This window comes from Paenarthrobacter sp. NPDC089988 (assembly GCF_044748465.1).
In the GTDB taxonomy this organism is placed as follows: domain Bacteria; phylum Actinomycetota; class Actinomycetes; order Actinomycetales; family Micrococcaceae; genus Arthrobacter.
Window position 1 is genome coordinate 22,644 of sequence record NZ_JBIVGD010000027.1, and the last position, 24,401, is coordinate 47,044.

General features: G+C 60.9%; 20 protein-coding genes and 2 pseudogenes. 13 read left to right on the forward strand and 9 right to left on the reverse strand.

What is annotated here, in order from left to right; genetic code table 11:
* Positions 1 to 70 precede the first annotated feature (70 nt).
* The 7 genes from ACIPV6_RS21775 to ACIPV6_RS21805 form a co-directional block, all read right to left on the reverse strand.
* Positions 71 to 1,285, reverse strand: a complete 1,215-nt coding sequence (locus tag ACIPV6_RS21775; RefSeq protein ID WP_400272894.1) for a Gfo/Idh/MocA family protein — start codon at positions 1,283 to 1,285, stop codon at positions 71 to 73.
* A 2-nt stretch (positions 1,286 to 1,287) separates the two neighbouring features.
* Positions 1,288 to 2,034, reverse strand: a complete 747-nt coding sequence (locus tag ACIPV6_RS21780; RefSeq protein ID WP_400272895.1) for a ThuA domain-containing protein — start codon at positions 2,032 to 2,034, stop codon at positions 1,288 to 1,290.
* Position 2,035: 1 nt separating this feature from the next.
* Positions 2,036 to 3,139, reverse strand: coding sequence for a Gfo/Idh/MocA family protein (locus tag ACIPV6_RS21785; protein WP_400272896.1), 1,104 nt, complete (start codon positions 3,137 to 3,139; stop codon positions 2,036 to 2,038).
* Between the two features lie 42 nt (positions 3,140 to 3,181).
* Positions 3,182 to 4,081, reverse strand: a complete 900-nt coding sequence (locus ACIPV6_RS21790) for a carbohydrate ABC transporter permease (protein WP_400272897.1) — start codon at positions 4,079 to 4,081, stop codon at positions 3,182 to 3,184.
* Positions 4,078 to 5,007 carry a carbohydrate ABC transporter permease gene (locus ACIPV6_RS21795; RefSeq protein WP_400272898.1) on the reverse strand — a complete coding sequence of 310 codons (930 nt, stop codon included), beginning with the start codon at positions 5,005 to 5,007 and terminating at the stop codon, positions 4,078 to 4,080. Before ACIPV6_RS21795 ends, ACIPV6_RS21790 begins: the two co-directional genes overlap by 4 nt.
* A 3-nt stretch (positions 5,008 to 5,010) precedes the next feature.
* The gene (locus ACIPV6_RS21800) at positions 5,011 to 6,312 is read right to left on the reverse strand and encodes an ABC transporter substrate-binding protein (protein ID WP_400272899.1); all 1,302 of its coding nucleotides are present in this window, start codon (positions 6,310 to 6,312) and stop codon (positions 5,011 to 5,013) included.
* Positions 6,313 to 6,515: 203 nt separating this feature from the next.
* The gene (locus tag ACIPV6_RS21805; RefSeq protein ID WP_400272900.1) at positions 6,516 to 7,511 is read right to left on the reverse strand and encodes a LacI family DNA-binding transcriptional regulator; all 996 of its coding nucleotides are present in this window, start codon (positions 7,509 to 7,511) and stop codon (positions 6,516 to 6,518) included.
* Positions 7,512 to 8,416: 905 nt separating this feature from the next.
* Here ACIPV6_RS21805 and ACIPV6_RS21810 point away from each other — a divergent pair.
* The 3 genes and pseudogenes from ACIPV6_RS21810 to ACIPV6_RS21820 all read left to right on the forward strand — a co-directional run.
* Positions 8,417 to 8,539 (forward strand): annotated as a pseudogene (locus tag ACIPV6_RS21810) (AAA family ATPase); the annotation flags it as partial.
* A gap of 120 nt (positions 8,540 to 8,659) precedes the next feature.
* Positions 8,660 to 9,688 carry an AAA family ATPase gene (locus tag ACIPV6_RS21815; RefSeq protein WP_400272913.1) on the forward strand — a complete coding sequence of 343 codons (1,029 nt, stop codon included), beginning with the start codon at positions 8,660 to 8,662 and terminating at the stop codon, positions 9,686 to 9,688.
* A gap of 71 nt (positions 9,689 to 9,759) precedes the next feature.
* The gene (locus ACIPV6_RS21820; protein ID WP_400272901.1) at positions 9,760 to 10,317 is read left to right on the forward strand and encodes an HNH endonuclease; all 558 of its coding nucleotides are present in this window, start codon (positions 9,760 to 9,762) and stop codon (positions 10,315 to 10,317) included.
* A gap of 1,415 nt (positions 10,318 to 11,732) precedes the next feature.
* On the opposite strand, the gene ACIPV6_RS21825 is transcribed toward ACIPV6_RS21820, so the two are convergent.
* Positions 11,733 to 12,854, reverse strand: a complete 1,122-nt coding sequence (locus ACIPV6_RS21825) for a hypothetical protein (protein WP_400272902.1) — start codon at positions 12,852 to 12,854, stop codon at positions 11,733 to 11,735.
* Positions 12,855 to 12,965: 111 nt separating this feature from the next.
* On the opposite strand from ACIPV6_RS21825, the gene ACIPV6_RS21830 reads away from it, so the two are divergent.
* Both ACIPV6_RS21830 and ACIPV6_RS21835 read left to right on the forward strand, forming a co-directional pair.
* On the forward strand, positions 12,966 to 13,889 hold the full coding sequence (locus ACIPV6_RS21830; protein ID WP_400272903.1) for a DUF4238 domain-containing protein: 924 nt from the start codon (positions 12,966 to 12,968) through the stop codon (positions 13,887 to 13,889).
* 183 nt (positions 13,890 to 14,072) lie between these two features.
* Positions 14,073 to 15,059 carry a DUF3644 domain-containing protein gene (locus tag ACIPV6_RS21835; RefSeq protein ID WP_400272904.1) on the forward strand — a complete coding sequence of 329 codons (987 nt, stop codon included), beginning with the start codon at positions 14,073 to 14,075 and terminating at the stop codon, positions 15,057 to 15,059.
* 289 nt (positions 15,060 to 15,348) lie between these two features.
* On the opposite strand, the gene ACIPV6_RS21840 is transcribed toward ACIPV6_RS21835, so the two are convergent.
* Positions 15,349 to 15,531 (reverse strand): hypothetical protein, encoded by a 183-nt coding sequence (locus ACIPV6_RS21840; protein ID WP_400272905.1) that lies wholly within the window; start codon positions 15,529 to 15,531, stop codon positions 15,349 to 15,351.
* A 580-nt stretch (positions 15,532 to 16,111) separates the two neighbouring features.
* Between ACIPV6_RS21840 and ACIPV6_RS21845 the strand changes: the two genes are divergently transcribed.
* The 8 genes and pseudogenes from ACIPV6_RS21845 (at position 16,112) to ACIPV6_RS21880 (ending at position 24,038) form a co-directional block, all read left to right on the forward strand.
* Positions 16,112 to 16,915 carry a hydroxypyruvate isomerase family protein gene (locus ACIPV6_RS21845; RefSeq protein WP_400272906.1) on the forward strand — a complete coding sequence of 268 codons (804 nt, stop codon included), beginning with the start codon at positions 16,112 to 16,114 and terminating at the stop codon, positions 16,913 to 16,915.
* 136 nt (positions 16,916 to 17,051) lie between these two features.
* Positions 17,052 to 17,954, forward strand: a pseudogene (locus tag ACIPV6_RS21850) (2-hydroxy-3-oxopropionate reductase); the annotation flags it as partial.
* A gap of 135 nt (positions 17,955 to 18,089) precedes the next feature.
* Positions 18,090 to 19,865: a glyoxylate carboligase gene (gcl, locus tag ACIPV6_RS21855; RefSeq protein ID WP_397323476.1), complete on the forward strand. Its 1,776-nt coding sequence runs from the start codon at positions 18,090 to 18,092 to the stop codon at positions 19,863 to 19,865.
* A gap of 43 nt (positions 19,866 to 19,908) precedes the next feature.
* Entirely contained in the window at positions 19,909 to 21,078 is a 1,170-nt protein-coding gene (locus ACIPV6_RS21860) for a glycerate kinase (RefSeq protein WP_400272907.1), read from the forward strand.
* Entirely contained in the window at positions 21,071 to 22,420 is a 1,350-nt protein-coding gene (gene allB, locus ACIPV6_RS21865) for an allantoinase AllB (RefSeq protein WP_400272908.1), read from the forward strand. The genes ACIPV6_RS21860 and allB overlap by 8 nt, the downstream gene beginning before the upstream one ends.
* An 11-nt stretch (positions 22,421 to 22,431) precedes the next feature.
* The gene (locus ACIPV6_RS21870) at positions 22,432 to 23,196 is read left to right on the forward strand and encodes a winged helix-turn-helix domain-containing protein (protein WP_400272909.1); all 765 of its coding nucleotides are present in this window, start codon (positions 22,432 to 22,434) and stop codon (positions 23,194 to 23,196) included.
* Between the two features lie 79 nt (positions 23,197 to 23,275).
* A complete protein-coding gene (bcp, locus tag ACIPV6_RS21875; protein WP_400272910.1) occupies positions 23,276 to 23,743 on the forward strand; it encodes a thioredoxin-dependent thiol peroxidase in 468 nt (155 codons plus the stop codon).
* Between the two features lie 124 nt (positions 23,744 to 23,867).
* Positions 23,868 to 24,038, forward strand: coding sequence for a transposase (locus ACIPV6_RS21880; RefSeq protein ID WP_400272911.1), 171 nt, complete (start codon positions 23,868 to 23,870; stop codon positions 24,036 to 24,038).
* Positions 24,039 to 24,401 lie beyond the last annotated feature (363 nt).

The following is a 24,401-nucleotide window of genomic DNA, read 5'->3' on the forward strand; positions in this document are numbered from 1 at the left end:
TCCTCTGCATAAGGGCCGTTTGCACGACTCGGGATTGGCACAGCCAAGAGTGCAAAGCAGCTTTGCACAATTATGTTGAAGCCGCGAAGGTGAGCTGGTCCTGCGTAGTACCGGCGGCAACAGAAACCCCCATCACCACGCTCCTGTTCCTTGCCGACTCTTCGACGGCGGCCAGCACCCGCTGGACCTGCAGCCCGTCATCGAACGACGGCGACTGCGCCTCACCGGAGCGGATGGCGCACAGGAAGTCCCGGAGCTGGTGCGTGAACGTGTGTTCCCAGCCAATGATGTGCCCCTGCGGCCACCACGCCGCAGCGTACGGGTGCTCCGGCTCATTCACGAGGATCCGCCGGAACCCCTGCTCCCGCACAGGCAGCGTAGCGTCCAGAAAGCCGAGCTCGTTCAAGTTCTCCAGATCAAACGTCAGCGAACCCAAAGACCCGTAGATCTCAATCTTCAACGAGTTCTTCTGCCCGGTAGCCACCCGTGACGCTTCCACCGAGGCGCTCACGCCGCCGGTCAGCCCCAAAGTGGCCCACGCGGCGTCGTCCACTGTCACTTTCTCAAGGCCCGACGGACCGGGCCGTTCGGCTACAAAAGTCCGCAGCGTCCCGGTCACTTCGGTGACGGTCTGCCCGGTGAGGTGCTGGACCTGGTCAATGGCGTGGGAGGCGATGTCGCCCAGGGCCCCAGAGCGGGCGGTCTCCTTCCGGAGCCGCCAGCTCATGGGGGTTTCGACGTCGGAAAGCCAGTCCTGCAGGTAGGCGGCACGGACGTGCCGGACCGTTCCGAGACGACCTTCGGCAATCAGCTCCCGGGCCAAGGCGAGCGCCGGGACGCGCCGGTAGTTGAACCCGACCATCGACTGCACGCCCTGCTCCCGAGCAGAAGCAGCCGCAGAAGCCATCAACTCCGCCTCACCCAAAGTGTTCGCGAGCGGCTTCTCCACGAGCACATGCTTCCCGGCTTCCAGCGCTGCAATGGCGATCTCCGCGTGCATCCAACCCGGAGCGCAGATGTCCACGATGTCGATGTCGTCCCGCGAAATCACCGAGCGCCAGTCAGTGGCTGACTCGGCCCATCCATATTTACCAGCAGCGAAAGCGACCTCAACCGCGTCCCGGCCAACCAGCACACGCTGTTCGAAGGCCGGGACATCGAAGAAGCTGGCCACATTCCGCCACGCGTTCGAGTGGGCTTTCCCCATGAACGCGTAGCCGATAGCGGCCACACCCAGGGGACGTCCGGTAGCCGAGGGCCCGCCAGAAGGAAGAGAAGCACTCATTGCTAAGCCTCGAACCAACCACGCGCAGGGTTGGAAACCTCGGGCGCCTCGCGGAACACACCCGGCTGCGCCACCCAGCCCACGCCGTTGGCGATAACCTTCTGAATCTGCGGCTGGTGGTACACGGGGTATTCCTGATCGCCGGGGCTGAAGTAGAAGATCCGGCCCTTGCCGCGCGAGAACGTCACGCCGGAGCGGAACACCTCTCCCCCGGTGAACGAGCTGATGAAGATCAGGTCGTCGGGCTCAGGGATGTCGAACAGTTCCCCGTACATTTCCTGCTGCGGAATCACGATGGGGCTTTCAATGCCGGCCGCAATCGGGTGCGACGGCTTCACGGTCCACACCAGCTCCCGTTCACCCTCATTGCGCCACTTAAGCGAGCACGTGGTCCCCAGCAATCGAGTGAAGATCTTGGCGAAGTGCCCGGAGTGGAGAACCACCAACCCCATGCCGCCGAGCACATGCCGCTGCACGCGCTCAACAACTTCATCGGCGACTTCCTCATGGGCAATGTGTCCCCACCACAGCAACACGTCAGTCTGCGCAAGGACCTCCTCGGACAGCCCATGCTCCGGATCAGCCAACGTAGCTGTAGCGATCTCGGAGTCCGGGTAGAACCCGCGCAACCCTGCGGCGATGGCACCGTGGATCCCTTCGGGGTACATCTCGCCGATGGTGGCGGGCTCGTTGCGCGCCTCGTGGACGCCTTCGTTCCAGACAACAATTTTCAACTTGGACTCGGTCATGTCAGAGGCTCACTTCGCGTTGTTCCAGGGCGGATTTGTAGCAGGCATCGAGCACCAGCGCGCGGCTGAGGGCAAGCGATCCGTCGTGGCTTCCCCACACGGTCTCGCCGCCGCGCACGGCAGCAACAAAATCGTCGACGACGGCCTGGTGCGCCTTTCCAGGTTCGGCCACCACCTCGAAGTCGGCATTCTCGCCGTCCTTCTCGGTGAAGATGTGCACATCGGCGACGGGGTTCTCCGAGGCGCCGATTGAGCGCAGGTCCGCTCCGCCGTCGGTCCCGTAAACGGTGAAGTCCATCAGGTCCCGCTCGTCACGGTAGCTGGCCCAGCCCGCTTCGAGGATCAAGGTTCCGCCGCCTTCCAAGCGGATGAACGCGGAGGCGAAGTCTTCCACTTCGAACTTGTGGCTGGAGTTCGACGCCGTGTACCGTGCGTTGCCGCCGAGGCCGCGCGGGCCGAGCTCCGAATGGGTCGAGGCCGAAACTGCCAAGACCTTCGGCTCGCCCAGCAGGTGCAGCGCGTAGTCCAGGACGTGCACGCCGATGTCGGCGAGCGGACCACCGCCGGCGAGCGCAGGGTTGGTGAACCAGCTGCCCAGCATCGGAATCCCCTGGCGGCGCAGCCACGACGCCTTGGCGTAGTACGGACGGCCGAGGGTCCCGTCGTCGATCACTTTCTTGAGCGCCTGGATGTCGCCGCGGCGGCGGTGATTGAACGCTACGTCCAACACACGCCCGGCCTTGCGGGCGGCGTCCACCATCTGCTGACCTTCGACGGCGTTACGTGCGATCGGCTTCTCGCTCAGCACATGCAGCCCACGCTCAAGCGAAGCGATGGCGATGGGCGCGTGCAGGAAGGTGGGCACGGCGATGCTGACGGCGTCGAGGTCTTCGAGCTCGATCATGTCTTCCCAGCGGGGCAACGCGTGCGGAATGTTGTACTCGTCCTTCAGCTGGGCAAGGAGTTCCGGCTCCATGCCCGCGACGGCGACAATTTCGACGCCGTCAATGTTGCTGTACGCCTTGAGGTGCTGCTGGCCGGCCCAACCGATGCCCACAACTCCCACCTTGAGGGTTGCGGATGGGGCCTGCTGCTGAATGCTCACTTTGTTCCTTTTTCTTTTCTGGGGTTTTTGTTTGGTTTGGGGTTAGCCTTTGACCGCGCCGGCGGTCATCCCGGACACGATGCGCTTCTGGCACACGAGCACCAGGATCACGAGCGGGACCGTGATGATCACGGAGGCGGCGCTGATGGTGCCGAGGGGTTGGTCGAACTCGCTGGTGCCGCTGAAGAACGCAATCGCGACCGGCACCGGGCGGGCTTCCGGCGAGGTGGTCAGCGTGACGGCCAGGAGGAATTCGTTCCAGACCGAAATGAAGACGAGGATCGCCGTGGTTGCCAGGCCCGGTACGGCGAGGGGCAGGATGACCTTGCGGAACGCGGTGAACGGCGTGGCACCGTCCATATACGCGGATTCCTCGAGCTCCCGCGGGATCTCCTTGAAGAACGACGTCAGCGTGTAGATCGCCAGAGGCAACGCGAACGTCAGCTTCGGGATGATGAGGCCAAGCAACGTGTCGTACAGCCCGATTTCGCGCCAGATGGAAAACATCGGAGCCGCGATCGCGATGGCCGGGAACGTTGTGACCGAGAGGATGAGCGTCAGGATCATCGCCTTGCGGCGCATCTTCAGCCGGGCCAGCGCATAGGCGGCAAAGGACGCGAACACCAGCGCCACCGTAGTCGTGACGACGGCGATAATCACCGAATTGCGCAACGCCAGGAGGAACTCGGGGTTCTGGAAGACCACGAGATAGTTCTCCAGGGTCGGCTGGCTCGGGAAGAGCTCACCCTTGGACAGGCTCGCGCCCTTCTTCAGGGAGGTGTTGACCAGCCAGTAAAACGGGATGAGGGAAAAGCCCATAACGGCCACCACGAACACCCATACCAAGGGATGGAGCTTCGCTTCCCCACGCAAGCGGCGCTTCGGTGCCCTGGCCCCGGTGGCGGGTGCCGCCGTCGTGCGTTCTGCAGTCAGCGTGCTCATTGTTCCTCCTTCGCGACGTCGCGGATGTTGCCGCCGCCGAAGCGGATGTAGATGACCGAGACCACCATGACGGTGAGGAAGGTCAGGATGGAGAGGGCCGAGCCTTCGCCCACCAGCCGGTTTTCGCGGAGTTCGCCGTAAGCCAGCATGGACATCGATTCGGTGCCGTTGGCGCCGCGAGTGAGGACGAACGGGAGGTCGAAGACGCGGAGGGCGTCCATGGTGCGGAAGATTGCCGCGAGGACGATTGCCGGACGGAGCAGCGGCAGCGTGATGTGGAGGAAGGTCTGCCACTTGCTGGCGCCATCGAGCTCGGCGGCCTCGTACGTTTCGGCGGAGATAACCTGCAGGCCGGCCAGGATGATGAGTGCTGCGAACGGGGTGGTTTTCCAGACGTCGGCCATGACGATCACGGCCATCGCGTAACCGTGCTCACCCAGCCATACGACGTCGCCGCCCGGCAGTCCCAGCGCGGAGAGGACGTTGGTGACCAAACCGAGGTTTGGCTGGAACATCGTTTGCCACGTGATGGCGCTGACCACCGTGATGATCGCGTACGGGAGCAGCACCACGGTGCGCAGGACCGCGCGGCCCTTGAACGCTAGGTTGAGCAGCAGCGCCATGGCCGTGCCGAGGACCAACTCCAGGCTGACCGAGAGGCCAGCGAAGAGGAACGTCTGGCCGAAGGCGGCCCACCACTCTTGGCTTGCGAGGGCGTTGATGTAGTTTTCCAGGCCGACGAAGCGGGAGAGGCCAGCGGTACGGACGCTGTACTGGTTCAGGGAGAGCCAGAGTGCGTAGCCGATCGGGACCGCCGCGACCAGCGCCATGAGGATCAGCGACGGCGCGGTCATGCGGAAGGCGAGGCGGCGTTCGGCTTGGTCGCGGCCGCTTGTGCGGCTTGGCAGGATTGTTTTGGTGACCATGACTTAGAAGCTCGCCTTGGCGGTGGTGATTTCGTCGGCCATCTTCTTCACGGCGTCCTCGGTGGAGGCGGTTCCGGAGAGCACGGCGTAGACGTTCTTGTAGATGGCCTGCGAGATCTGCGGGTAGACCGGCGAGATCGGGCGCGGCTTGGCACCCTTCACCGAGGCCAGGAGTTCGGTTGCGAACGGCATCTTCTGGAGCACCGCCGGGTCCGAGTAGGCGGCTTCATTGACCGGGGCCTGCGAGTAGTCCATGGCCACGTGCTTCTGCCAGTCCGGCGTCGTGGCGAAATCGATGAACGCGACAGCCCCTGCCTGGTTGGTGGAGTGTGCCGAGATCGCGAGGTTCCAGCCGCCGAGCACACCCGAAGCCTTGCCGCCTTCCCATGCCGGCAGCGGCGCGACACCGAAGCTTTCCTCGAGCGGGGTCGCGTTCAGCAGGCGGTACACGTGCGGCCAGTTGCGCTGGTATCCGAAGTTGCCGGACTCGTAGGCCAAGCGGGCCGGGTCCTCGTTGTAGGTGAGGACGGCGCGGTCGGCTGAACCGTTCTTGAGCCCGTCGGTCATGAAGTTGAGGACGTCGCGGGTTTCCTGGGAGTCGATCTTGACGTTGCCCTGGTCATCCAGGACTTCGCCGCCCGCACTGTAGAGCATCTCGAGGAAGTTCACCGTGAGGCCCTCGTACTGCTTGCCCTGGTAGACGAACCCGTTGCCCGGAGCCTTGGCTGCCTCAGCGTAGAGCTGCTGCCAGGTCTCCGGCTTGGCTACCTTGTCCTTCTGGTAGTAGATCAGGCCGGCGTTGGTGAAGAAGGGCGAGGCCCAGTACTTGTCCTGGTACTTGGTGGTTTCCACAGTGGAGGGGATGAGCCGGTCCTTGTTGGCTTCCACCAGCTTGGTCTGGTCCAGCAGCCAGCCCTGGGAAGCGAACTCCGACGTCCAGATGACGTCCGAGAGGAAGATGTCGCACTCGGTGGACTTGCCTTCGAGCCGCTGCACGATCTGCGTGCGGGCTTCGTCCGTGGTGGCGCCGATCTCCGTGTACTTGGCCGTGACCTTGCCGTTCGCCTTGGTGAACGCTTCCGCCGTGCCCTTGTAAATGCCGCTTGCGTCCTTGACGCCGCAGATGTTCACGGCACCGCTGGCACTAGCGCCCGACGACGGATCGGCAGCTGCCGCTTGTTCCGCACCTTGCGGGGCTGCTCCCCCGCCGCACGCGCTGAGGAGGAAGGCTGCGGCTATGGCGGTCGCGGCGAGGGCTTTGCCGGGTTTCTTCTGGAGCGGGAGAGCAGGTCGGTTCAAGTCCACAAGTGGCTCCTTTGGTGACTGTGGGGATGGGTGGCCTAGTTCCGCGCTTCAGGTGTCCCGCGTCTTGGGCCTGGCTTCATTGCCGGGTGCTTTGGTTGAGTTGTGGAATCGATTCCAAATATTGCTATTGAAAAGGGCCTTGCGGCCCGTGGAATCGATTCCAAAGTAGTTTTGCAGTGGTTGCTCCGGACTGTCAACCCTTTTTATTTGGTGGAGTCTCTGATGACGAGTTGGTGCGGGAAGAAGGTCCGCCCCTTACGGTGCGCGCCCTCGACAGTCATCCGCTCCAAGAGTTCAGCAAAGGCCGCTCGGCCCATCTCGTAGGCCGGCTGACGTACCGTGGTCAGTTCCGGCACGCACATTTCTGCTTGGGCGGAGTCGTCGAAGCCTGCCACGGCGACATCCTGAGGAACCCTGAGGCCGGCGTCGGTGAGCTCTCGGACGCACCCGGCGGCGACGACGTCGGTCCCGCAAAAGACTGCATCCGGTAGGTCTTTGGCTTCCAGTAGTTTCTTGGTGAGATTACGGCCGGCGTGGAAACCGAAGTTGCCTTCGCCCAGGAGGACCCGGTCCGGTGCCAAGCCTTCCTCCTTGAGCGCTTGGCGGAATCCTTCTTCCCTGAGCCGACCCGAGCGGGCACCTCTGTGGGCGAGCATGGCCAGCTTCTTTGCGCCTGTATCGATCAAGTGTTTGGTGATGTCGTAGCCTGCCTGGCGGTCATCGATGGACACCCCGAAGGCGGCCGCGGCATCGACGATTTCACAGACCTGGATGACGCTCAGTTGCTCGGCGACGGTGTTGACGTCCTCGTCCGGCATGGTTGGCGAGAAGATGACCAGCCCGTCCACTGAGCCATTTCGCAGCATGTCTACGAGTTGCTGTTCGCGGTCACGGTCTCCGTCGGTGGCTGCGATCAGGCTGACGTAGCCGTTGTCCGCTGCTGCGTCTCCTACGCCTCGGAAGACTTCGCTGATAACGAGGGAATCCAGGTTCTTGGCGAGGGCGAGGACACGCATGGTGCGGTCCCTTCTTAGGTCTCGCGCCGAGGCAAGAGGCCGGTAACTCAGCTCCTTGATGGCAGCGTTGACCTTCTCCTTGGCCGACGCACTGACAGCCGGGCTCCCGTTCAAGACCCGCGACACGGTCCCCACGGAAACACCCGCAGTCCTGGCGACGTCCCGAACTGTCACTCGACCCATTCGCTTGTCCTTCCTCGAGCAACCCCAGTGACTTACTCGGCACCCTTCATACGCATTGGCGCTCCTCAGCCTAGTCGCAGATTCCCAACGAGCCGTGCCTCGGGCGGACATTATGCCTACCCCAGCACTCTTCAGCAGTCAGCGCTCCCCCAAGGGCTGCGACCACGCCTCCCGCGACCGTAATTCAGTCCGCAGCCTGCGTTGTTCACCAGCCGAACCGCAGCGATCCTTGACCGATGATCACAGCCTTTTGAACAGTTGATCTACCTAATGGCAAGGAACCGTCGGGGCAACCAGCATCTTATGCCGCAACCTGACGCGGCAATCATGCCGTTGGGCTGTACCGCTCCGACGGGCAACGCAATCAGAGTGCCGCCTCAACTACCAATTCCCTCGGCACACTCTCTGGGTTGGCAGACGCGAGACCTGTCTGGGCAGGAAGTTGGCTGTGCGCGCCGACATCAGTGCGTCCTGGATTGCGGTCGATAGCAGCCATGGAGGTTCGCTAAGAATAACGCGCTCGCGTGGGCTGCACTAAAGATGTTCCTGCACTCATGGCGCCCCACAAGCCTCGGGATATGAACCCCGACTGCCGCTTTGAGGCGCCCACACCCGGCCTCGCATCAGGTGAGCAGCGACCCCCTCTGGGTCCTCCATAAATCTCCCGGTTGAGTGGGTGACAGAGAGTGCCGCGGGAAACAGCAGGACGACCACCAACAAGCTGCGTTGGCTGAGCTAGCATGTGGTCAAATATGAAAGGGCAGTAAGTACAGCAACCACAGCGCAGCCGGATTACAATTCCTGTATTGTACTTCTGCTGGAATGAAAGTCGCGACGCCGAACCGGAACCCCGGGAGACACGAACTCCAGCAGACAGAATATTTCAACCTGAACACTGAGGACTGATGAATAACAATAGTGGTTTCCGCGAACTTGAATTAGCGGATTGGCGTCAGTTCGGTCATATCTCAATTAACTTCCATTCAAGATTAACAATCCTAACCGGAGCTAATGCCAGCGGAAAGAGCACGCTCCTTGGAATCCTGGCACGTCACCTGAACTGGAACCGCCAATACTCGTCTGCACCAGTCCGGAGCCCAAAGGATCGTAACTCATGGTCTATCTTGGGCCCACGCCGAATGCGGAGGATGCGTGAATCGGGAAATCGTTGGGCCCAAATTGGCATGCTGACCTACGGCGACGGTGGGCGCACAGAAATTTCCGTGCCGATTTCAGACGCTAATGGTCGACAAGAGTATGACCTATATCTACCCGGACAACAAGTCGTCCAGGGCGTATTCCTCAATTCGCATAGAATTTCGAATGGTAATTACATAAGTGTTCCTTCTATTCCCACCATCTTCACCGACGCCGAGCAAATGTTCGAACGATTCACTGAAGAGATGCGCGCAGCATGGGCAGGATCGTGGACCGGGCGCCCGCCTCGAATGGCACTTAAAGAGGCGCTTATGGCGGCGGCATTGTTTGGATCACCCGGAAATCTTTCCATCGATTATAACCCTGAAGCGGCAGCCATCTGGGACGGGTTTCAAGAAATCTTATCATTCGTACTGCCGAAGTCTCTTAGATTCAAACGGCTGCGAGTTAGAGTTCCTGACATAATAGTCGAGACGGCCACTGGTGACTTTGTGCTTGATGACGCCTCTGGCGGCGTGTCAGCTGTATTGGAAATGGCATGGCAGATTTTTCTCCGCTCGCGCAATACAGATAAATTCACTGTGGTCCTTGATGAACCCGAGAATCACTTACATCCGAGCCTCCAACGCGAGTTGCTTCCCAGCTTACTAGAAGCTTTTCCTAGGGCCCAGTTTGTTGTTGCAACCCATAGCCCCTTTGTTGTCACTGCAACCCCAGAATCATATGTTTATGTCCTTGACTTTAATATCGACGGACAAGTTCATTCGCGCGCACTGGATTACGCCAACAAATCCTCAGGTGCTGATGATACTCTTCGGAGGGTCCTTGGGCTTTCAAGCACTCTACCAATTTGGGCCGAGGATAAACTATCTGAAATCATAAATCGTCATCTTCAGGGATCGTTGAGTGCTGAAAGTATGAATATACTCAGAAATGAACTCTCAGCGATTGGCCTGGAGTCCGACTTTCCCGAAACAGTTGTGCGCATAGTGGATTCCCACCACGAGGGGCGGCAATAGTGCGCAAGCTTGAGAAGGGCCCTGCACCTGCGGTCCTACAGAACAATGAGGCAGCATGGACACAGGCGTACGTGGCAGCTCCCAAAGAGGAACGATCCAAATGTGAGAAGTGGCGACATCCGAGCATCAAGGATGCGCTCCACGAAGAAACCGACTACAAGTGCGCATATTGCGAAGCGAAGATTGTTGATGTGTCGTTTCCACACGTGGAACACATCTTACCCAAGGCCGCCTTTCCCCAGCTTGCGCACTCGTGGTCAAACCTGACGACAGCCTGCGGGATTTGCAATAATCGAAAAGGGGATTTTTATGAGGAAAGCGCACCAATACTAAATCCATATACTGACGACTTGCCTACCTTTATACGACATCGTGGTCCGCTTATCGATTGGGCTGCGGGAAACGTGCGTGGTGAGATATCGATCCGAAAGCTTGACCTAAATCGCCCTCCCTTACTAGTATCACGCGCTGAACGCATGAACAACGTTCGTGATCTGTATGATCGATGGCATGCGAGCACAGAACCGCTGCGCTCCACCCTAGCGGCAGCAATTCGTATAGATGCTGTACAAGGTGAGTTTCAGCAAACGGTAATTGCATATCTTCGAGAACTGAATTTTCACATTTGACACTCAGGCAGAATGGGTGCAGCCTTCTCTCGATGAGTTCGAGGAACGGTCCGCACAACCGCCGCGTCCAAGGCTTCCCCAGCAGTGTCGCGACTGAAACCGCCAAGGCCTGGGATGGTTGCCAAGGCCACGATAGGATTCAGCCGGTAGACCGAACTCCTCGGGCCAGTCGTTCAGTCGACAATGTACTCGAATGGATGCCTGTCCCGCTGCGAGCACGGTGCAATTTGCGTATATTTCCCCGCACCTCCAGTCGGATCACGCGCCACGTCCGGTTGCTAGTTTCCCTAGCATGCATTCCGAACGAACTGTTCATGTGCAGCGACTCTTCACGGTTAGTGGGTGAATGGATCCCTGGAATGAACGTCTTTACGCCGTCCGGACGGCACTTTTCCAGAGAATAGCCGGTCCCTCACACTTAGACATAATTGGTCTGGTTGATCCGGTAGGACCGGACGGCGGCATGACGCTGACTCCAAGCTCAATTCGTAGATGCTAATGGCCATGTTGTTTCCGCCGTCCGCACACAGCGGGCAGTTCGAGACACCTTTATATGCGGCCGTTTTAGTTTGTTTCGCGTACGCGGAGCGCTTGGTCTTATTGTCAAACACACGCACGGCCAAGAGCTTCGTTTCAGTCTTACCGCCAAGCAGTTACTCGTAAATACCTCGACGATTAGTAACATCGGGATCAGCCATCTGGGCAGCGACCTGAGTCTCAAGCTCGATTGGATCGCGGGCGTCGTCCTTGTATCGGTTGTAAAGCGGTCCCCACTTGACTGACTTCATCTCCAGCCGGAGCAGCGGCCCTTGGCGCAACAGACGAATGCCTCAACCAACCTTGCCTTCAAGAAGACGCCTCATTTGCATCTCAGCATCCAAGGACCCCAACCACGTGACGACCTCAAGTGTGCGATGCGGATCGTTGGTTTCCAGCCTCTGGTCGTCGGGATGACATCGGCCAGCATGTCTCGAAAGGCCCGCTGATAGTTTCGTCCCCCGTTCATGGGGAAAAGTGGTGGCCTTGGTTTGCTGAAATTTCCACCTCTGATCACTTCGTGCGTCAGACACCGCTTCTCCCAAAGGCTTCTGTCGAAAGAAACGGACACCGACTCTGGATAGTTTTGAAGTGTCGTCTTTCGGTAGCGATTGAAGTGTTGCTCTTCATCGTACTCAATAATTCGCTGGTTCCCCGATGAGTCCTTCCAGAGGGCATCCAGACTTCGCCATTCTCGAGGCGGCATTACTTCGGGGAGGACAAGCCCTGTAAGTGCTCCATAGATCGCTCGAACCGAATCCCACTCCTGCCGGCACTCAGCTAGGCCCGGCCTCTGCAGCCAGTCAGGGCAAACTTCCCGCTGCAGGATGTCTCCCGTGACGGCTTCAATAAGGTCTAATACCCGGGTTTGTTCCTCCCTAGGCATGCACGTAGGATTCTACAGTCGTTGCTTCGGCAGGCAGTCTCTTGCAATAGAAATCGCCCTTGTCGCCTGGAATGATGACTTCGTCACCAACAAGGTCCTCGTACATCTTGGAGATGCCCTCTGCTGATCCTGCTGCTTTGCAATGGGTCCCGTCGGCTTCTGTTTGGAGCAAGTAGGCCACGGGGCACTCGCAAGCCGTCGTGAATGCGTAAAATCTTCCTCGCGAAACCTCCCGCAGGAGAGCAATTGGGTAATACAACACGTGTTTTCTACACAGAGCCGGGACTCCGACCTTGTCCCCCACGACGGAGCTCTGCGGCAGCTCGGCAGCGCGAGTCCAGGCTTTCAGCTCGAAATGTTCATTTGCGGATCGCAACATCTTTCCAGTCGAGAACCCGGGAAACTCATCGTCATTGCAGGGAGCACCTTCCGGCCACCGCACGGGCGTCCGAGAGGGCCACAGCTGGGGCATCCCTAGGTCCATCGTCACGTCGATCTCAGAATCCGAGGAAACAAAGCGCGCCCCGTGCACGACGAGTTCACCGAGCACGATCGTTAGCGTGTATCCTACGGGCAAATCCGGCTCAGGCCTACGAGCCGCACGCAATGTGAAGGGCATGACGCGAATCGCCCAAAAGCCCGCTTCCCCTTGGTAACGACCAATCCAGAGGCGGCTTCCTCCAAGAGGTTGCTTCCTCTGCTGACTTTCGTACAGCGCCCTATACTCGGCCTTCGAAAGGCCATAACCTCTTTCTCGCTGCTCCTCACTGGAGAGAAGCATCGCGGTGAGAGCGGTTTTTTGAGCCCACATCGCTACGAGATGCTGCTCGTCCCGTTCAATCGTTCCCGATTTACCAAGGATGAATGGAGTAAGAACGCGCTGAGCAGCATCTTCAAGTTTGCTCATCCAGCCGTTGTTGCAGGTGGCACAAACGTTCTTCACCTTCAGCCGGTAAGGAGGCTGTTTCCCCAGATCCCGACGTAGACCGTTATTCGGGCCAGCTCGATGCTGGACGGGACGGAGATCCAAACCGGTCTTGCTGACCCACTGACCAAATACATGTTCTCGGGTCAGGGGACCCGTCACACCGCAGAAGATGCAGGAAATTTGCATGAGTCCGATTATTCACTGCTTGCGCTCAGGAAAACACTATTCGTCCAGGTGTCCGCCCCGACCTGCCCTGCCGAACCCCACTCCGACGGCAACTTTGTGACAATCAGAACCATGAAGAGCAAACCCAAGCCCACTAGACCTGCACCAAAGAGACACCACTATGTCTCGCAGGTTCTTCTAAAACAGTTTTGCTGGACGTCAGGCAGGAAGGAAGGGATCTGCCAAATAGGTGTCACGGACGGCCGGACATTTGACCCGAAGCCGTCGAAATCCATGGGGTTCGAGTGGCACATGTTCAAGCATAAGGGCGAGTGGATGGAGAAGCTGTGGCAAGAGGTAGAGGGGCCGATGGGCGATGTCTGCAAGACCTTAGCCGAGGGGAGGCCTGAAGACGTCGGACCACGGAAGACGTCTGTCACGGACTTTATTGCCCTGCATTTTGCTCGGAGTCTGGAGACTAAACGTATCCATAACGACTCGTACGAGAAAATTGAACGTGAAACCAGAGCCAACCGTGAGATGCAGCTCAAGCTCGCCGCTGTTCGATACCCAATGCTCAACCTCGAGCTAGCAACTTCGGTGCTTGAAAGCATGTCGGAAGCCGTTCTGGAGCCGGTTCAACACGAGGAAGCCGCGGGCTCACCCTTCCAAGAGTTCGTTGAGTCAGCCTTCGCCCGCACCAGGCAGCAACTGTCCAGTTACAGCTTGTCCATCAGGTCAGCTTCAGCAGGAACCGAGTATCTTTTGGGGGACTGCCCAGCTGTAGGCATAGACCGCGGAATGAACCCCAGGCGCCGCCCTCCTCTGTTTGAGGCAAAAGCACTCATCATGCCGCTTAGCCCAAAATATTCTGCCATTGTCTATCCGCGAAGCGCGCAAGATCCCGTATTTTCCGTCCACTCAGCGGATAAAGAGGAAGTGCTGGCGATAAATCATGGACAGATAGCGCAGTCACACAAAAGGGTGTACTACCGTCCTGGCAGCGGGCACGAAACTACCGTGCGCACGTACCTCGGACTGGGCAAGTTCGAATAGCTCACACCGGGGACCCGACTGATTGTCGCAAGGCCACATGCAATTGCTTCGTTCAGTCCTGTCCCCCGCAGAGTCGCTGCGTAACGCCACTGCGACGCGAAGAGTTAAGCTTCCGCCTGGATGGCAGGTAGCCTGAGACTGCGCAGGAGATCATCCAGCGTTGGATGATGAAGGGAGGCAGGAATGGGTGCACCGTACGTGTCGATGAGGCGATTAGTAGATAACTCCCTATCCGCCATTCTGGGCGCCGTCGAGGTCTACAACAAACCGCGTATGACCTATAGAGACGAGGTCACCGTCATGCTTGTGGTCAATGCTTGGGAGCTCGCACTGAAAGCAACCCTGCGAAAGAATAACAAATCCATCTTCTATCCGAAGAAACGCGGCGAGCAGTACAGATCCCTCACCCTCGACGATTGCTTGGGACGTGTGTCGGCGCAAAACCTTTGGCCTGTGAAAATTGATGGGCCAGCCATAGTGGCAAATGTGAAGGCGCTCTCCGAGTACCGCGACCGCGCCATCCATCTGTACAATGCTCAAGGTTTGGGCGCGATTATCTACCCATTTCTACAACAAAACGTCCTTAATTACCGTGACTTCATGCTTGCAAAATTCAATAAGGACCTTGCTGATTCCATGACATGGCAGCTCTTGCCGCTCGGGGCGACGGCTCCGGCAGATGCGGTGAGATTCATGCGCACGGACAGCAACGCAACGATGGTTACAGAAGTGCAGCAATTCATAGACGCCCTCCGAGGCTACATGGACGCGGCGGAAGCAGCTGGAAGTGACGTGGCACGCGTAGCCACGATCTACGACATCAACATGCAGTCAGTGAAGAAACTGACGAGCGCGGACCTCGTTGTAGCCATCTCTCCGACCGGCGATGGTCAAGTGGTGGTCCGGAAAACCGACCCGAACAAGACTCATCCCTACAGCATGAAAGAGCTGCTCAAAAAGGTCAACGAGCGACGACTCGGCCGTGAATTGAACACCTATGACTATCAGGTTGTTTGCTGGAAAGAAGACCTGAAAAACGAATCGAAGTACGCGTGGAAGCACAGCAACGCAGCAAGCTACGTGTGGTCGGGTGATGCCGTCAGTTTCCTTGCTTCGCTGGATGATGACTACTTCGACAAGTCTCGGGAAGAGTATCGCGAGAGAGCTTGAGTGCCCGTCCCTTCACGAAAGGGATCGGAATGAACTGATCAGCTCTGGGCCGGCGCCACGGATGGTATGGCCGCATCGAGACGTCTTACTGCTAAGCCCGCGAGTCAGTGATGAATTCTTGACTCCGAGCACATGGGCGGCCTCGTCCAAGCTTTCTTTGAACAGTGCACATTGCCGAGCCTCGAACGGCTTGGGAGTGATCCTTCAAGGTCTGCCACCCGAGGCTGCCTCGGGCCTTCGCCGCGTTCGCTCTGGGCCAACCCACCTCGACGGTTGAGCCCGCCCAAGTTCAGTAGCCGAGTTCTACGTCGAACTCCTCCCTAGAACGTCTCGTCAGAGCCGCAGCAGCGTCCTTGACCACGTCTGAAACCTCCCTCAGCTTCTTAGCTTGGACATCGAGTTCGGGAAGCTCCACTACCTGCAGGTCCATCTTGTTGTCCTTCGCCTGCCTGGTCTTCACCGTCAGCCGCATTCGAATCCCTGGGTTCTGGCAGACACGCTACGTCCCGCCCTCAAATGCACAGGTACGAGTCGTGTTTCGGCCATTTGGGCGCACACCATACTCCAAACCACGAGGGCAGAAAATGGCATCCCGCAGCTCCTAGCCGGCCGGCATTTGGGAACTGACCATCCGTATGTTGGTCCGGAGAAATGCCGAGAGCGGCCGGGTCGAAAGCGGCCGACACGACCGCCCGAATGAAGCCAAGCCCGGCGCGTCGATACACCCAAAACCTCCTTGCCGAACCGGCGAGGTGAGCAGGGTAGGCGTTCCAGGATGCCGGGGTGCCAGGTGCCCAGGCCACCGTCGTCGACTAGGCATTCCCGAAAGTGTGATAGTAAGCCACAGATCGCAAGTTGGACTCCACGCGGGCTGCGCGCAGGTAAGGCTTTGGTATCCCAAACCCTCGCCCCTTGACTCACAACCCCACCTTCCCTAAACTTTTCATAAAGCAGAATCTAAATTCCACAAAGCGGAAACTAAAGCCGAGCACCGAGGCCAAGACGAAGCACAGAGGAAGATAGATCAAAGCCCCTCCTCGGAAGGACCTACGATGACGTACACAGTGAACTGCTCCATCCTCCTGACGGAGCTGCCCTTGCTCGAGCGCCCCGCAGCCGCGAAGGCAGCAGGTTTTGACGCCGTCGAGTTCTGGTGGCCCTTCGAAACCTCCGTCCCCACCGACGCACAAATCAACGAGTTTGAAACAGCCATCAAGGACGCCGGCGTTCAGCTCACGGGCCTGAATTTCAACGCAGGCAACATGCCTGGCGGCGACCGCGGCCTGGTCTCCTGGCCTGCACGCTCCACCGAATTCCAGGACAACATCGACGTTGTCGCCGGCATCGGTGAGCGCCTCGGCTGCAAGGCCTTCAACGCCCTCTACGGCAACCGCATCGAGGGCGAATCGCCCGAGAAGCAGGACGCCATCGGTGCCGAGAACCTCGCAACCGCAGCGGCCGGCGTCGCACGTATTGGCGGAATTGTCCTCCTCGAGCCGGTGAGCGGCGCACCCAAGTACCCGCTCCTCACGGCTGAAGACGCACTGAAGGTCATCGCCCGCGTCAAGGCTGAATCCGGCGCACAGAACGTCAAGCTCCTCGCCGACTTCTACCACCTGGCAGTCAACGGCGACGACGTCGAATCCGTCATCGAGAACCACGCCAAGGACTTCGGCCACATCCAGATCGCCGACAATCCCGGCCGCGGCGCCCCCGGCACCGGTAACCTCCCCCTCGGCGAGTGGATCGCCCGCAGCCGCGAACTCGGCTACGAAGGCTACATCGGCCTCGAGTACAAGGAACCGCAGGAATCGGCATTCAGCTGGGCCATCCGCCAGCGCGCCAACGCCAACTAAGCACCGCGAACCCAACTAGGTCGCAGATCAGGTCGCTATGAGCGCTGAGAACGACGCGAAGTGCGACCTAGTTGGGTAAGCACACCTGAGTTAGCGCACTCGAGTTAAAAGACGCACTCAGACTTCCGACACACACAGACTTTCAAGAAAGAGAACCACAATGAGCAACGTTGCAGTCATCGGACTCGGAATCATGGGCCTGCCCATGGCCATCAACCTCGTCAAGGCCGGACACACGGTCACCGGTTTCAACCGCAGCCAGGACAAGATCGACAAGCTCGTCTCCGAAGGCGGCCAGGGCGCCACCAGCATCGCCGAGGCAGTCAAGGACGCCGATGTCGTCATCACCATGGTCCCGGACTCCCCCGATGTTGAGGGTGTCGTCACGGGCAAGGACGGCGTCTTCGCCAACGCGAAGAAGGGCACCCTCTGGATCGACGCTTCCAGCATCCGCCCGGACGTCGCCAAGCGCCTCTCCGAAGAAGCAGTAGCAGCCGGCATCCGCCCCCTCGACGCTCCCGTGTCCGGTGGCGAACAGGGCGCCATCGACGCCGTCCTGTCCATCATGGTCGGCGGCGACGCAGCAGACTTCGAGGCAGCCCAGGAAGTCCTCAACGCAGTGGGCAAGACCATCGTCCACGTCGGCCCGTCCGGCTCAGGCCAGACCGTCAAAGCAGCCAACCAGCTGATCGTGGCCGTCAACATCCAGGTCCTCGGCGAGGCCATCGCCTTCCTCGAGGCCTACGGCGTAGACACCGACGCAGCACTGAAGGTCCTCGGCGGCGGCCTGGCCGGCTCCAAGGTTCTGGACCAGAAGGGCCAGAAGATGCTCGACCGCAACTTCGACCCCGGCTTCCGCCTCGCCCTCCACCACAAGGACCTGGGCATCGTCACCTCCGCAGCCCGCGAAGCCAACGTCGCCGTCCCGCTCGGCGCCGTCGTCGCGCAGCTCGTCGCCGCAACCGTCAACCAGGGCGACGGCGGCCTCGACCACTCGGGCCTCTTCAAGCAGGTCCTCCAGCTCAGCGGCCGCAAGTAAGCACCCCGGCTAAAGCCGGACAGCACCAAGAAGCAAGGAACCCGCCGTCGTACATAAATAACGACGGCGGCTCCCTCACCACACCCTTTTTCCGCCCCCAACGCGGGGCGAACCCAAGATTTCAAGGAGTACACCATGGCTAAGATGCGCACCGTTGACGCGGCAGTCGCCATCCTGGAAAAGGAAGGCGCCACCGAGGCGTTCGGCCTGCCAGGCGCAGCAATCAACCCCTTCTACTCGGCAATGCGTGCCCACGGCGGCATCCGCCACACGCTGGCCCGCCACGTTGAAGGCGCCAGCCACATGGCCGACGGTTACAGCCGCGCAGCTGATGGCAACATCGGCATCTGCATCGGCACCTCGGGCCCTGCCGGCACGGACATGATCACCGGCCTGTACGCAGCGCAGGCTGACTCGATCCCCATGCTCTGCATCACCGGCCAGGCACCCGTTGCCAAGCTGCACAAGGAAGACTTCCAGGCTGTGGACATCGAGTCCATCGCTAAGCCGGTCACCAAGTTCGCCATGACCATCCTGGAGCCGGGCCAGGTTCCCGGTGCGTTCCAGAAGGCGTTCCAGGTAATGCGTTCGGGCCGTCCGGGCCCGGTTCTGCTGGATCTGCCCATCGACGTTCAGATGGCCGAGATCGAGTTCGACATCGACGCCTACGAGCCCCTGCCCGTGGAGAAGCCCAAGGCTTCCCGCAAGCAGCTGGAAAAGGCCCTGGACATGCTGACCGCAGCCCAGCACCCACTGATCGTTGCCGGTGGCGGCATCATCAACGCCGGCGCTTCGGCCCAGTTGGTTGAACTGGCCGAGATCCTGAACGTTCCCGTCATCCCCACGCTGATGGGCTGGGGCGCCATCCCGGACGACCACCAGCTGATGGCCGGCATGGTTGGCCTGCAGACCTCGCACCGCTACGGCAACGAGACCTTCCTGCAGAGCGACTTCGTGATCGGCATCGGTAACCGTTGGGCCAACCGCCACACCGGCGGCCTGGAAACCTACACGGCCGGCCGTAAGTTCGTGCACATCGACATCGAGCCCACCCAGATCGGTCGCGTTTTCTCGCCGGACTTGGGCATCGCGTCCGACGCCGGCGCGGCGCTGGACGGTCTGTTGGAGCTGGCCCGCGAACGCCAGGCAGCAAAGACCCTGCCGGACTACTCGGGTTGGGTTGCCGAGTGCCAGGAGCGCAAGGGCTCGCTGCACCGCAAGACCAACTTCGACAACGTGCCCATCAAGCCGCAGCGCGTGTACCAGGAGATGAACAAGGCCTTCGGCCGCGACACCACCTACGTGTCCACCATCGGTCTGTCGCAGATCGCCGGCGCGCAGATGCTGCACGTCTTCGGTGCCCGCAAGTGGATCAACGCAGGCCAGGCCGGCCCGCTGGGCTGGACCGCTCCGGCAGCACTCGGCGTGGTTCGTGGCACCCCGGACGCCACCGTTGTGGCCCTGTCTGGTGACTACGACTTCCAGTTCATGATCGAGGAACTGGCCGTGGGCGCACAGTTCAACCTGCCGTACATCCACGTTGTGGTGAACAACAGCTACCTGGGCCTGATCCGTCAGAGCCAGCGCGGCTTCAATATGGAGCAGAACGTTTCCCTGGCGTTCGAGAACATCAACAGCCCGGAGACCAACGGCTACGGCGTTGACCACATCAAGGTTGCCGAGGGCTTGGGCTGCAAGGCCATCCGCGTTGAGAACCCGAACGATATGCCTGCCGCTTTCGACAAGGCCAAGGCACTCATGGGCGAGTTCAAGGTTCCCGTGGTGGTTGAAGTGATCCTGGAAAAGATCACCAACATCTCCATGGGCGTTGAGATCAACGGCGTGAACGAGTTCGAAGAGCTGGCCGAAACGGCTGCGGACGCCCCCACGGCGATCCTGGCCAAGGCCTAACAGCCGCACACGGCTGAAGAGAAACAGTAAAGGAGGCACCGGAATGCGTGTGGTCATCGCCCCGGACAAATTCAAGGGCTCGCTGTCCGCGCCCGAGGTCGCCGAGCACCTGGCAACAGGTCTGCTCGCCGGCTTCGGCACCAGCGGCATCGAGACAACACGCATTCCGGTGGCCGACGGCGGCGAAGGAACCATCGACGCCGCCATCGGCTCCGGCTTCACCCGCCGGACCACCACGGTCACCGGCCCGCTCGGCGCACCGGTCAAGGCCGACTTCGCCATCCGAGGCGCGGAAGCCGTGATCGAAATGGCAGCCGCTTCCGGTTTGGCCCTCCTCCCGGAAGGCCCCACGAGCGAAACCGCGAAGACGGCCACCAGCATCGGCACGGGCGAACTCATCCGCGCTGCGCTGGACCTCGGCTGCCGCAAGATCATCCTTGGCGTCGGCGGCAGCGCCAACACCGACGCCGGCGCAGGAGTCCTGCAGGGCCTCGGCGCCGTCTTCCTCGACGGCAACGGCAACGAACTCCCCGGCGGCGGCGCGGCCCTCGCCCAGCTGGACAGCATCGACTTCTCCAACTTCGACGTCCGGATCGAGGCAACAGAGTTCGTGTTGGCGTCCGACGTCGACAATCCCCTTTTGGGGGCCAGCGGAGCCCCAGCCATCTTCGGTCCGCAAAAAGGCGCGACGCCGGACGACGTCACCGAACTGGATAAGGCCCTGCAAAACTTCGTCGACGTCCTCGCCGAAGCCACCGGCCAACACGCCAAGTACGCCGCCAAAGCAGAAGGCGCAGGCGCTGCTGGCGGCGTCGGCTACATTGCCATCGCGGCACTGAAGGCGGAGCGGCGGCCGGGTATCGACGTCGTACTTGAATTCACTGAACTCGAACAGAAGCTGAAGGGCGCCGACCTGGTGATCACCGGCGAAGGCAGCCTGGACGAACAGAGCCTCCTGGGCAAGACGCCGATGGGCGTCAGCCGGGCGGCAGCAAAAGCCGGGGTACCCGTGATCGCAGTCTGCGGCCGGAGTACCCTGAGCCGGGAACAACTCACGGATGCCGGATTCCACACGGTCCACGCTTTGACCGACATGGAAGAAGATGTCCAGAAATGTATCGCTGAAGCAGGTCCGTTGCTTGAACAATTAGGAAAGCACATAGGCGTGTACCTGGCAGAACGGACCGAAAACAAGGAGTACCTCAATGTCTGAAGCATTCGGCGCCTATGACCTCGTTATCCGGGGCCAGCGCATCCTCACCACGGCCGGCATCGCACCCCGCGAGGTTGGCATCCGCGACGGCGTCATCGTCGCCATTGAGCCCCTGGGCAACGGCCTGACGGGTACCGAGGTCATCCACCTCGCCGACGACGAGACCCTGATCCCCGGCCTCGTGGACACCCACGTCCACGTCAACGAGCCCGGCCGCACCGAATGGGAGGGCTTCGCATCGGCCACCCGTGCAGCCGCAGCCGGCGGTGTCACCACCATCATCGACATGCCGCTCAACAGCATCCCGCCCACCACCAGCGTGGACGGCCTGGAGCAGAAGCGCGTGGTCGCCAAGGACCAGGCGTTCGTTGACGTCGGATTCTGGGGCGGTGCCATCCCCGGCAACAAGTCCGACCTCCGCCCGCTGCACGACGAAGGCGTCTTCGGCTTCAAGTGCTTCCTCCTGCACTCCGGCGTGGACGAGTTCCCGCATCTGGACGCGGACGAGATGGAAGAGGACATGAAGGAACTCAAGTCCTTCGACTCCCTCATGATCGTCCACGCCGAGGATTCCCACGCGATCGACCGCGCCCCGCACCCCGGCGGCGACCACTACGAGACCTTCCTCGCCTCCCGCCCGCGCGGCGCCGAGAACAAGGCCATCGCCGAGGTCATCGAGCGTGCCCGCTGGACCGGCGCGCGCGCCCACATCCTGCACCTCTCCTCCTCGGACGCGCTGCCCATGATCGCTTCGGCAAAGCGCGACGGCGTCAACCTCACCGTTGAGACCTGCCCGCACTACCTGACCCTCATGGCCGAGGAAATCCCGGACGGCGCCACGGCCTACAAGTGCTGCCCGCCGATCCGCGAGGCCTCCAACCGTGAGCTCCTCTGGAAGGGCCTGCAGGACGGCACCATCGACTGCATCGTCTCGGACCATTCCCCCTCCACCCTTGACCTCAAGGACCTGGAAAACGGTGACTTCGCTGTTGCCTGGGGCGGCGTCTCCTCCCTCCAGCTGGGCCTGTCCCTGATCTGGACCGAGGCACGCCACCGCGGCATCTCCCTGGAGCAGGTTGTTTCCTGGATGTCGGAGAAGCCCGCCGCCTTGGCCCGCCTGCACAACAAGGGCCAGTTGGCTCTTGGCTACGACGCCGACTTCTCGATCTTCGCCCACGACGACGCCTACGTGGTGGACGTGAAGAAGCTCAAGCACAAGAACCCGATCACCCCGTACGACGGCCGTCCGCTTTCCGGCGTCGTCCGCAAGACCTACCTGCGGGGCTCGGAAATCGACTTCCAGAACCCCGGCGGCAAGCTGATCCGCCGCGGTAACGTTTAGGACCAACCGCCATGGCAGTCAATGCCTACGGTCCACCGCCGGCACGGTTCCCGGGACGCCAAACACGTCCCGGGGCCGCGCGGCGGCAGGGCCCCACACCACAGGGACTCACCTCCCCGGCTCTCACTGCCCACGGCCTGGCCCTTTGGGTCAACCCGGCCGAGGGCGATCCCGTGGACCCCGAAATTTGGGAACGGGCAGCACGCCTTGTGCTGGCCCGGGCCATGAAACTTGCTCCGGAGGCGGAAGTCCGCATCTGGCCCGCCCCCGGAGCAGAGCACTCCGGCGTCGGCGACACTTCCTGGGGCGGCACTCCGCAGGAAACCGCCGACGCCGGTAACCACCTTTCCGGATCACGTTCCGTCTCACTCGCGGACGCCCTCGCGGACGATTCCGAAGCAAGCGAAGCCGGCGGCAGCACCGCCGTCGAGCCCGTAACGTTGGCCGCCCGGCGCAGCCAGCTTGCAATCGACCTCGCCGCTGAAGTAGTCCTGCTGGACGGTGAGCCGGTTGCCTTTACCGGCATGGAATACAAGCTGTTGCGCTACCTCGTGGTGAACTGCTCCCGGGCTATTGGACGTGAAGAATTGCAACGCTTCCTGGAGTCATTTGACCTCCCCGGCGCGGCTTTCCGCTCGATCGACGTTTATGTTGGAAGAGTGCGGCGCAAGCTTGGCAATGCCCGTTACACCGTCTCCACCGTCCGTGGTGGTGGCTACCAGTTCGTGCCCGGCCCTTATGCCACGGTGCGCGGACCCGCGGAATACAGCATCTGATTTTGCTGTTCTACATCTCGATTCCGCTTTTTTGTATGACCAAACGCCGGAGCACACCGGTTGAACGTAAAGGATCGCCATGACCCAGAAACTCCTCGTCGGAACGCAGGCCCCTGACTTCGCGCTTCTCGACGCCGACGGCAACAAGGTCTCGCTGTCCGACTACCGCGGACGCAACGTCATTGTGTACTTCTACCCGCAGGCAGCCACCCCCGGCTGCACCACGGAAGCCTGCGACTTCCGTGACAACCTGGCGAGCCTCCAGGGCAAGGGCTACGACGTCATCGGGATCTCCCCCGACGCCCCCGAGGCCCTGTCCTCCTTCACCGGCGACTTCGCCCTGACGTTCCCGCTGCTCTCCGATGAGGACCACGCTGTGGCCCTCGCATACGGCGCTTGGGGCGAGAAGCTGGTCAACGGCGAGATCGTCGAGGGCCTGGTCCGCTCCACGGTGGTCCTGGACGGCGAAGGCAAGGTCACGCATACCCAGTACCAGGTCAAGGCCCAGGGCCACGTCCAGGCGCTCCGCGAAGAACTCGGCGTCTAACCCTCTCTCACCGAACCGCCCTCCCAGCCCGATCCTCTCTCACCAAACCGCCCTCCTGGGGTTAGCCTCTGTTGGTGGACACCTGAAGTAGCGGGATCCTGGGATTCTGCGGGAAGGTGTTCTTGTGAGCACGACACGACGTAAATTCACTCCGGAGTATCGGCGGGAGGCTGCACGGCTCGTTATTGATACCGGCAGGCCGGTGGCGCCAGTGGCCAGGGAACTCGGGCTCGGGGAGCAGATGTTGGGTCGGTGGGTGGCTCAGGAACGGGCTCGTCTGGCGGCTCCGGAATAGGTCGCGGCGGCCGAGACGGAGAAGTCAGAGTTGGAGCGGTTGCGCCGGGAAAACGCGCAGCTGCGGATGGATAACGAGTTTCTGGGAAAAGCCGCAGCCTTCTTCGCCTCCAAGCAGCAGAATCGGAATGCTTCGAACTGATGGAGGCCGAGAAGGCTAATTACCCAATCCTGCGGATGGCCAGACTGCTGGGTGTGTCACGATCGGGGTTTTACGCTTGGCGGCGGAGGATCTCCGTGAGGTCACTGCGGGCGGTGGTCCGGGCTGAACTGGATGCACAGGTTAGGCGGGTTCATCAGGATTCGACCGGGGTCTATGGGGCGCCGCGGGTGCGGGCAGCGTTGGCCAGGACGGGGACCGGTG

Excerpts from the sequence above, each read along its gene's own strand:
- ACIPV6_RS21835 (WP_400272904.1), top strand. The coding sequence starts at position 14,073 with ATGGGTGCACCGTACGTGTCGATGAGGCGATTAGTAGATAACTCCCTA.
- gcl (WP_397323476.1), top strand. The coding sequence starts at position 18,090 with ATGGCTAAGATGCGCACCGTTGACGCGGCAGTCGCCATCCTGGAAAAG.
- allB (WP_400272908.1), top strand. The coding sequence starts at position 21,071 with ATGTCTGAAGCATTCGGCGCCTATGACCTCGTTATCCGGGGCCAGCGC.
- ACIPV6_RS21790 (WP_400272897.1), bottom strand. The coding sequence starts at position 4,081 with ATGAGCACGCTGACTGCAGAACGCACGACGGCGGCACCCGCCACCGGG.
- ACIPV6_RS21840 (WP_400272905.1), bottom strand. The coding sequence starts at position 15,531 with ATGCGGCTGACGGTGAAGACCAGGCAGGCGAAGGACAACAAGATGGAC.
- ACIPV6_RS21830 (WP_400272903.1), top strand. The coding sequence starts at position 12,966 with ATGAAGAGCAAACCCAAGCCCACTAGACCTGCACCAAAGAGACACCAC.
- bcp (WP_400272910.1), top strand. The coding sequence starts at position 23,276 with ATGACCCAGAAACTCCTCGTCGGAACGCAGGCCCCTGACTTCGCGCTT.
- ACIPV6_RS21780 (WP_400272895.1), bottom strand. The coding sequence starts at position 2,034 with ATGACCGAGTCCAAGTTGAAAATTGTTGTCTGGAACGAAGGCGTCCAC.
- ACIPV6_RS21805 (WP_400272900.1), bottom strand. The coding sequence starts at position 7,511 with ATGGGTCGAGTGACAGTTCGGGACGTCGCCAGGACTGCGGGTGTTTCC.
- ACIPV6_RS21815 (WP_400272913.1), top strand. The coding sequence starts at position 8,660 with ATGCGTGAATCGGGAAATCGTTGGGCCCAAATTGGCATGCTGACCTAC.
- ACIPV6_RS21775 (WP_400272894.1), bottom strand. The coding sequence starts at position 1,285 with ATGAGTGCTTCTCTTCCTTCTGGCGGGCCCTCGGCTACCGGACGTCCC.
- ACIPV6_RS21860 (WP_400272907.1), top strand. The coding sequence starts at position 19,909 with ATGCGTGTGGTCATCGCCCCGGACAAATTCAAGGGCTCGCTGTCCGCG.
- ACIPV6_RS21845 (WP_400272906.1), top strand. The coding sequence starts at position 16,112 with ATGACGTACACAGTGAACTGCTCCATCCTCCTGACGGAGCTGCCCTTG.
- ACIPV6_RS21870 (WP_400272909.1), top strand. The coding sequence starts at position 22,432 with ATGGCAGTCAATGCCTACGGTCCACCGCCGGCACGGTTCCCGGGACGC.
- ACIPV6_RS21825 (WP_400272902.1), bottom strand. The coding sequence starts at position 12,854 with ATGCAAATTTCCTGCATCTTCTGCGGTGTGACGGGTCCCCTGACCCGA.
- ACIPV6_RS21795 (WP_400272898.1), bottom strand. The coding sequence starts at position 5,007 with ATGGTCACCAAAACAATCCTGCCAAGCCGCACAAGCGGCCGCGACCAA.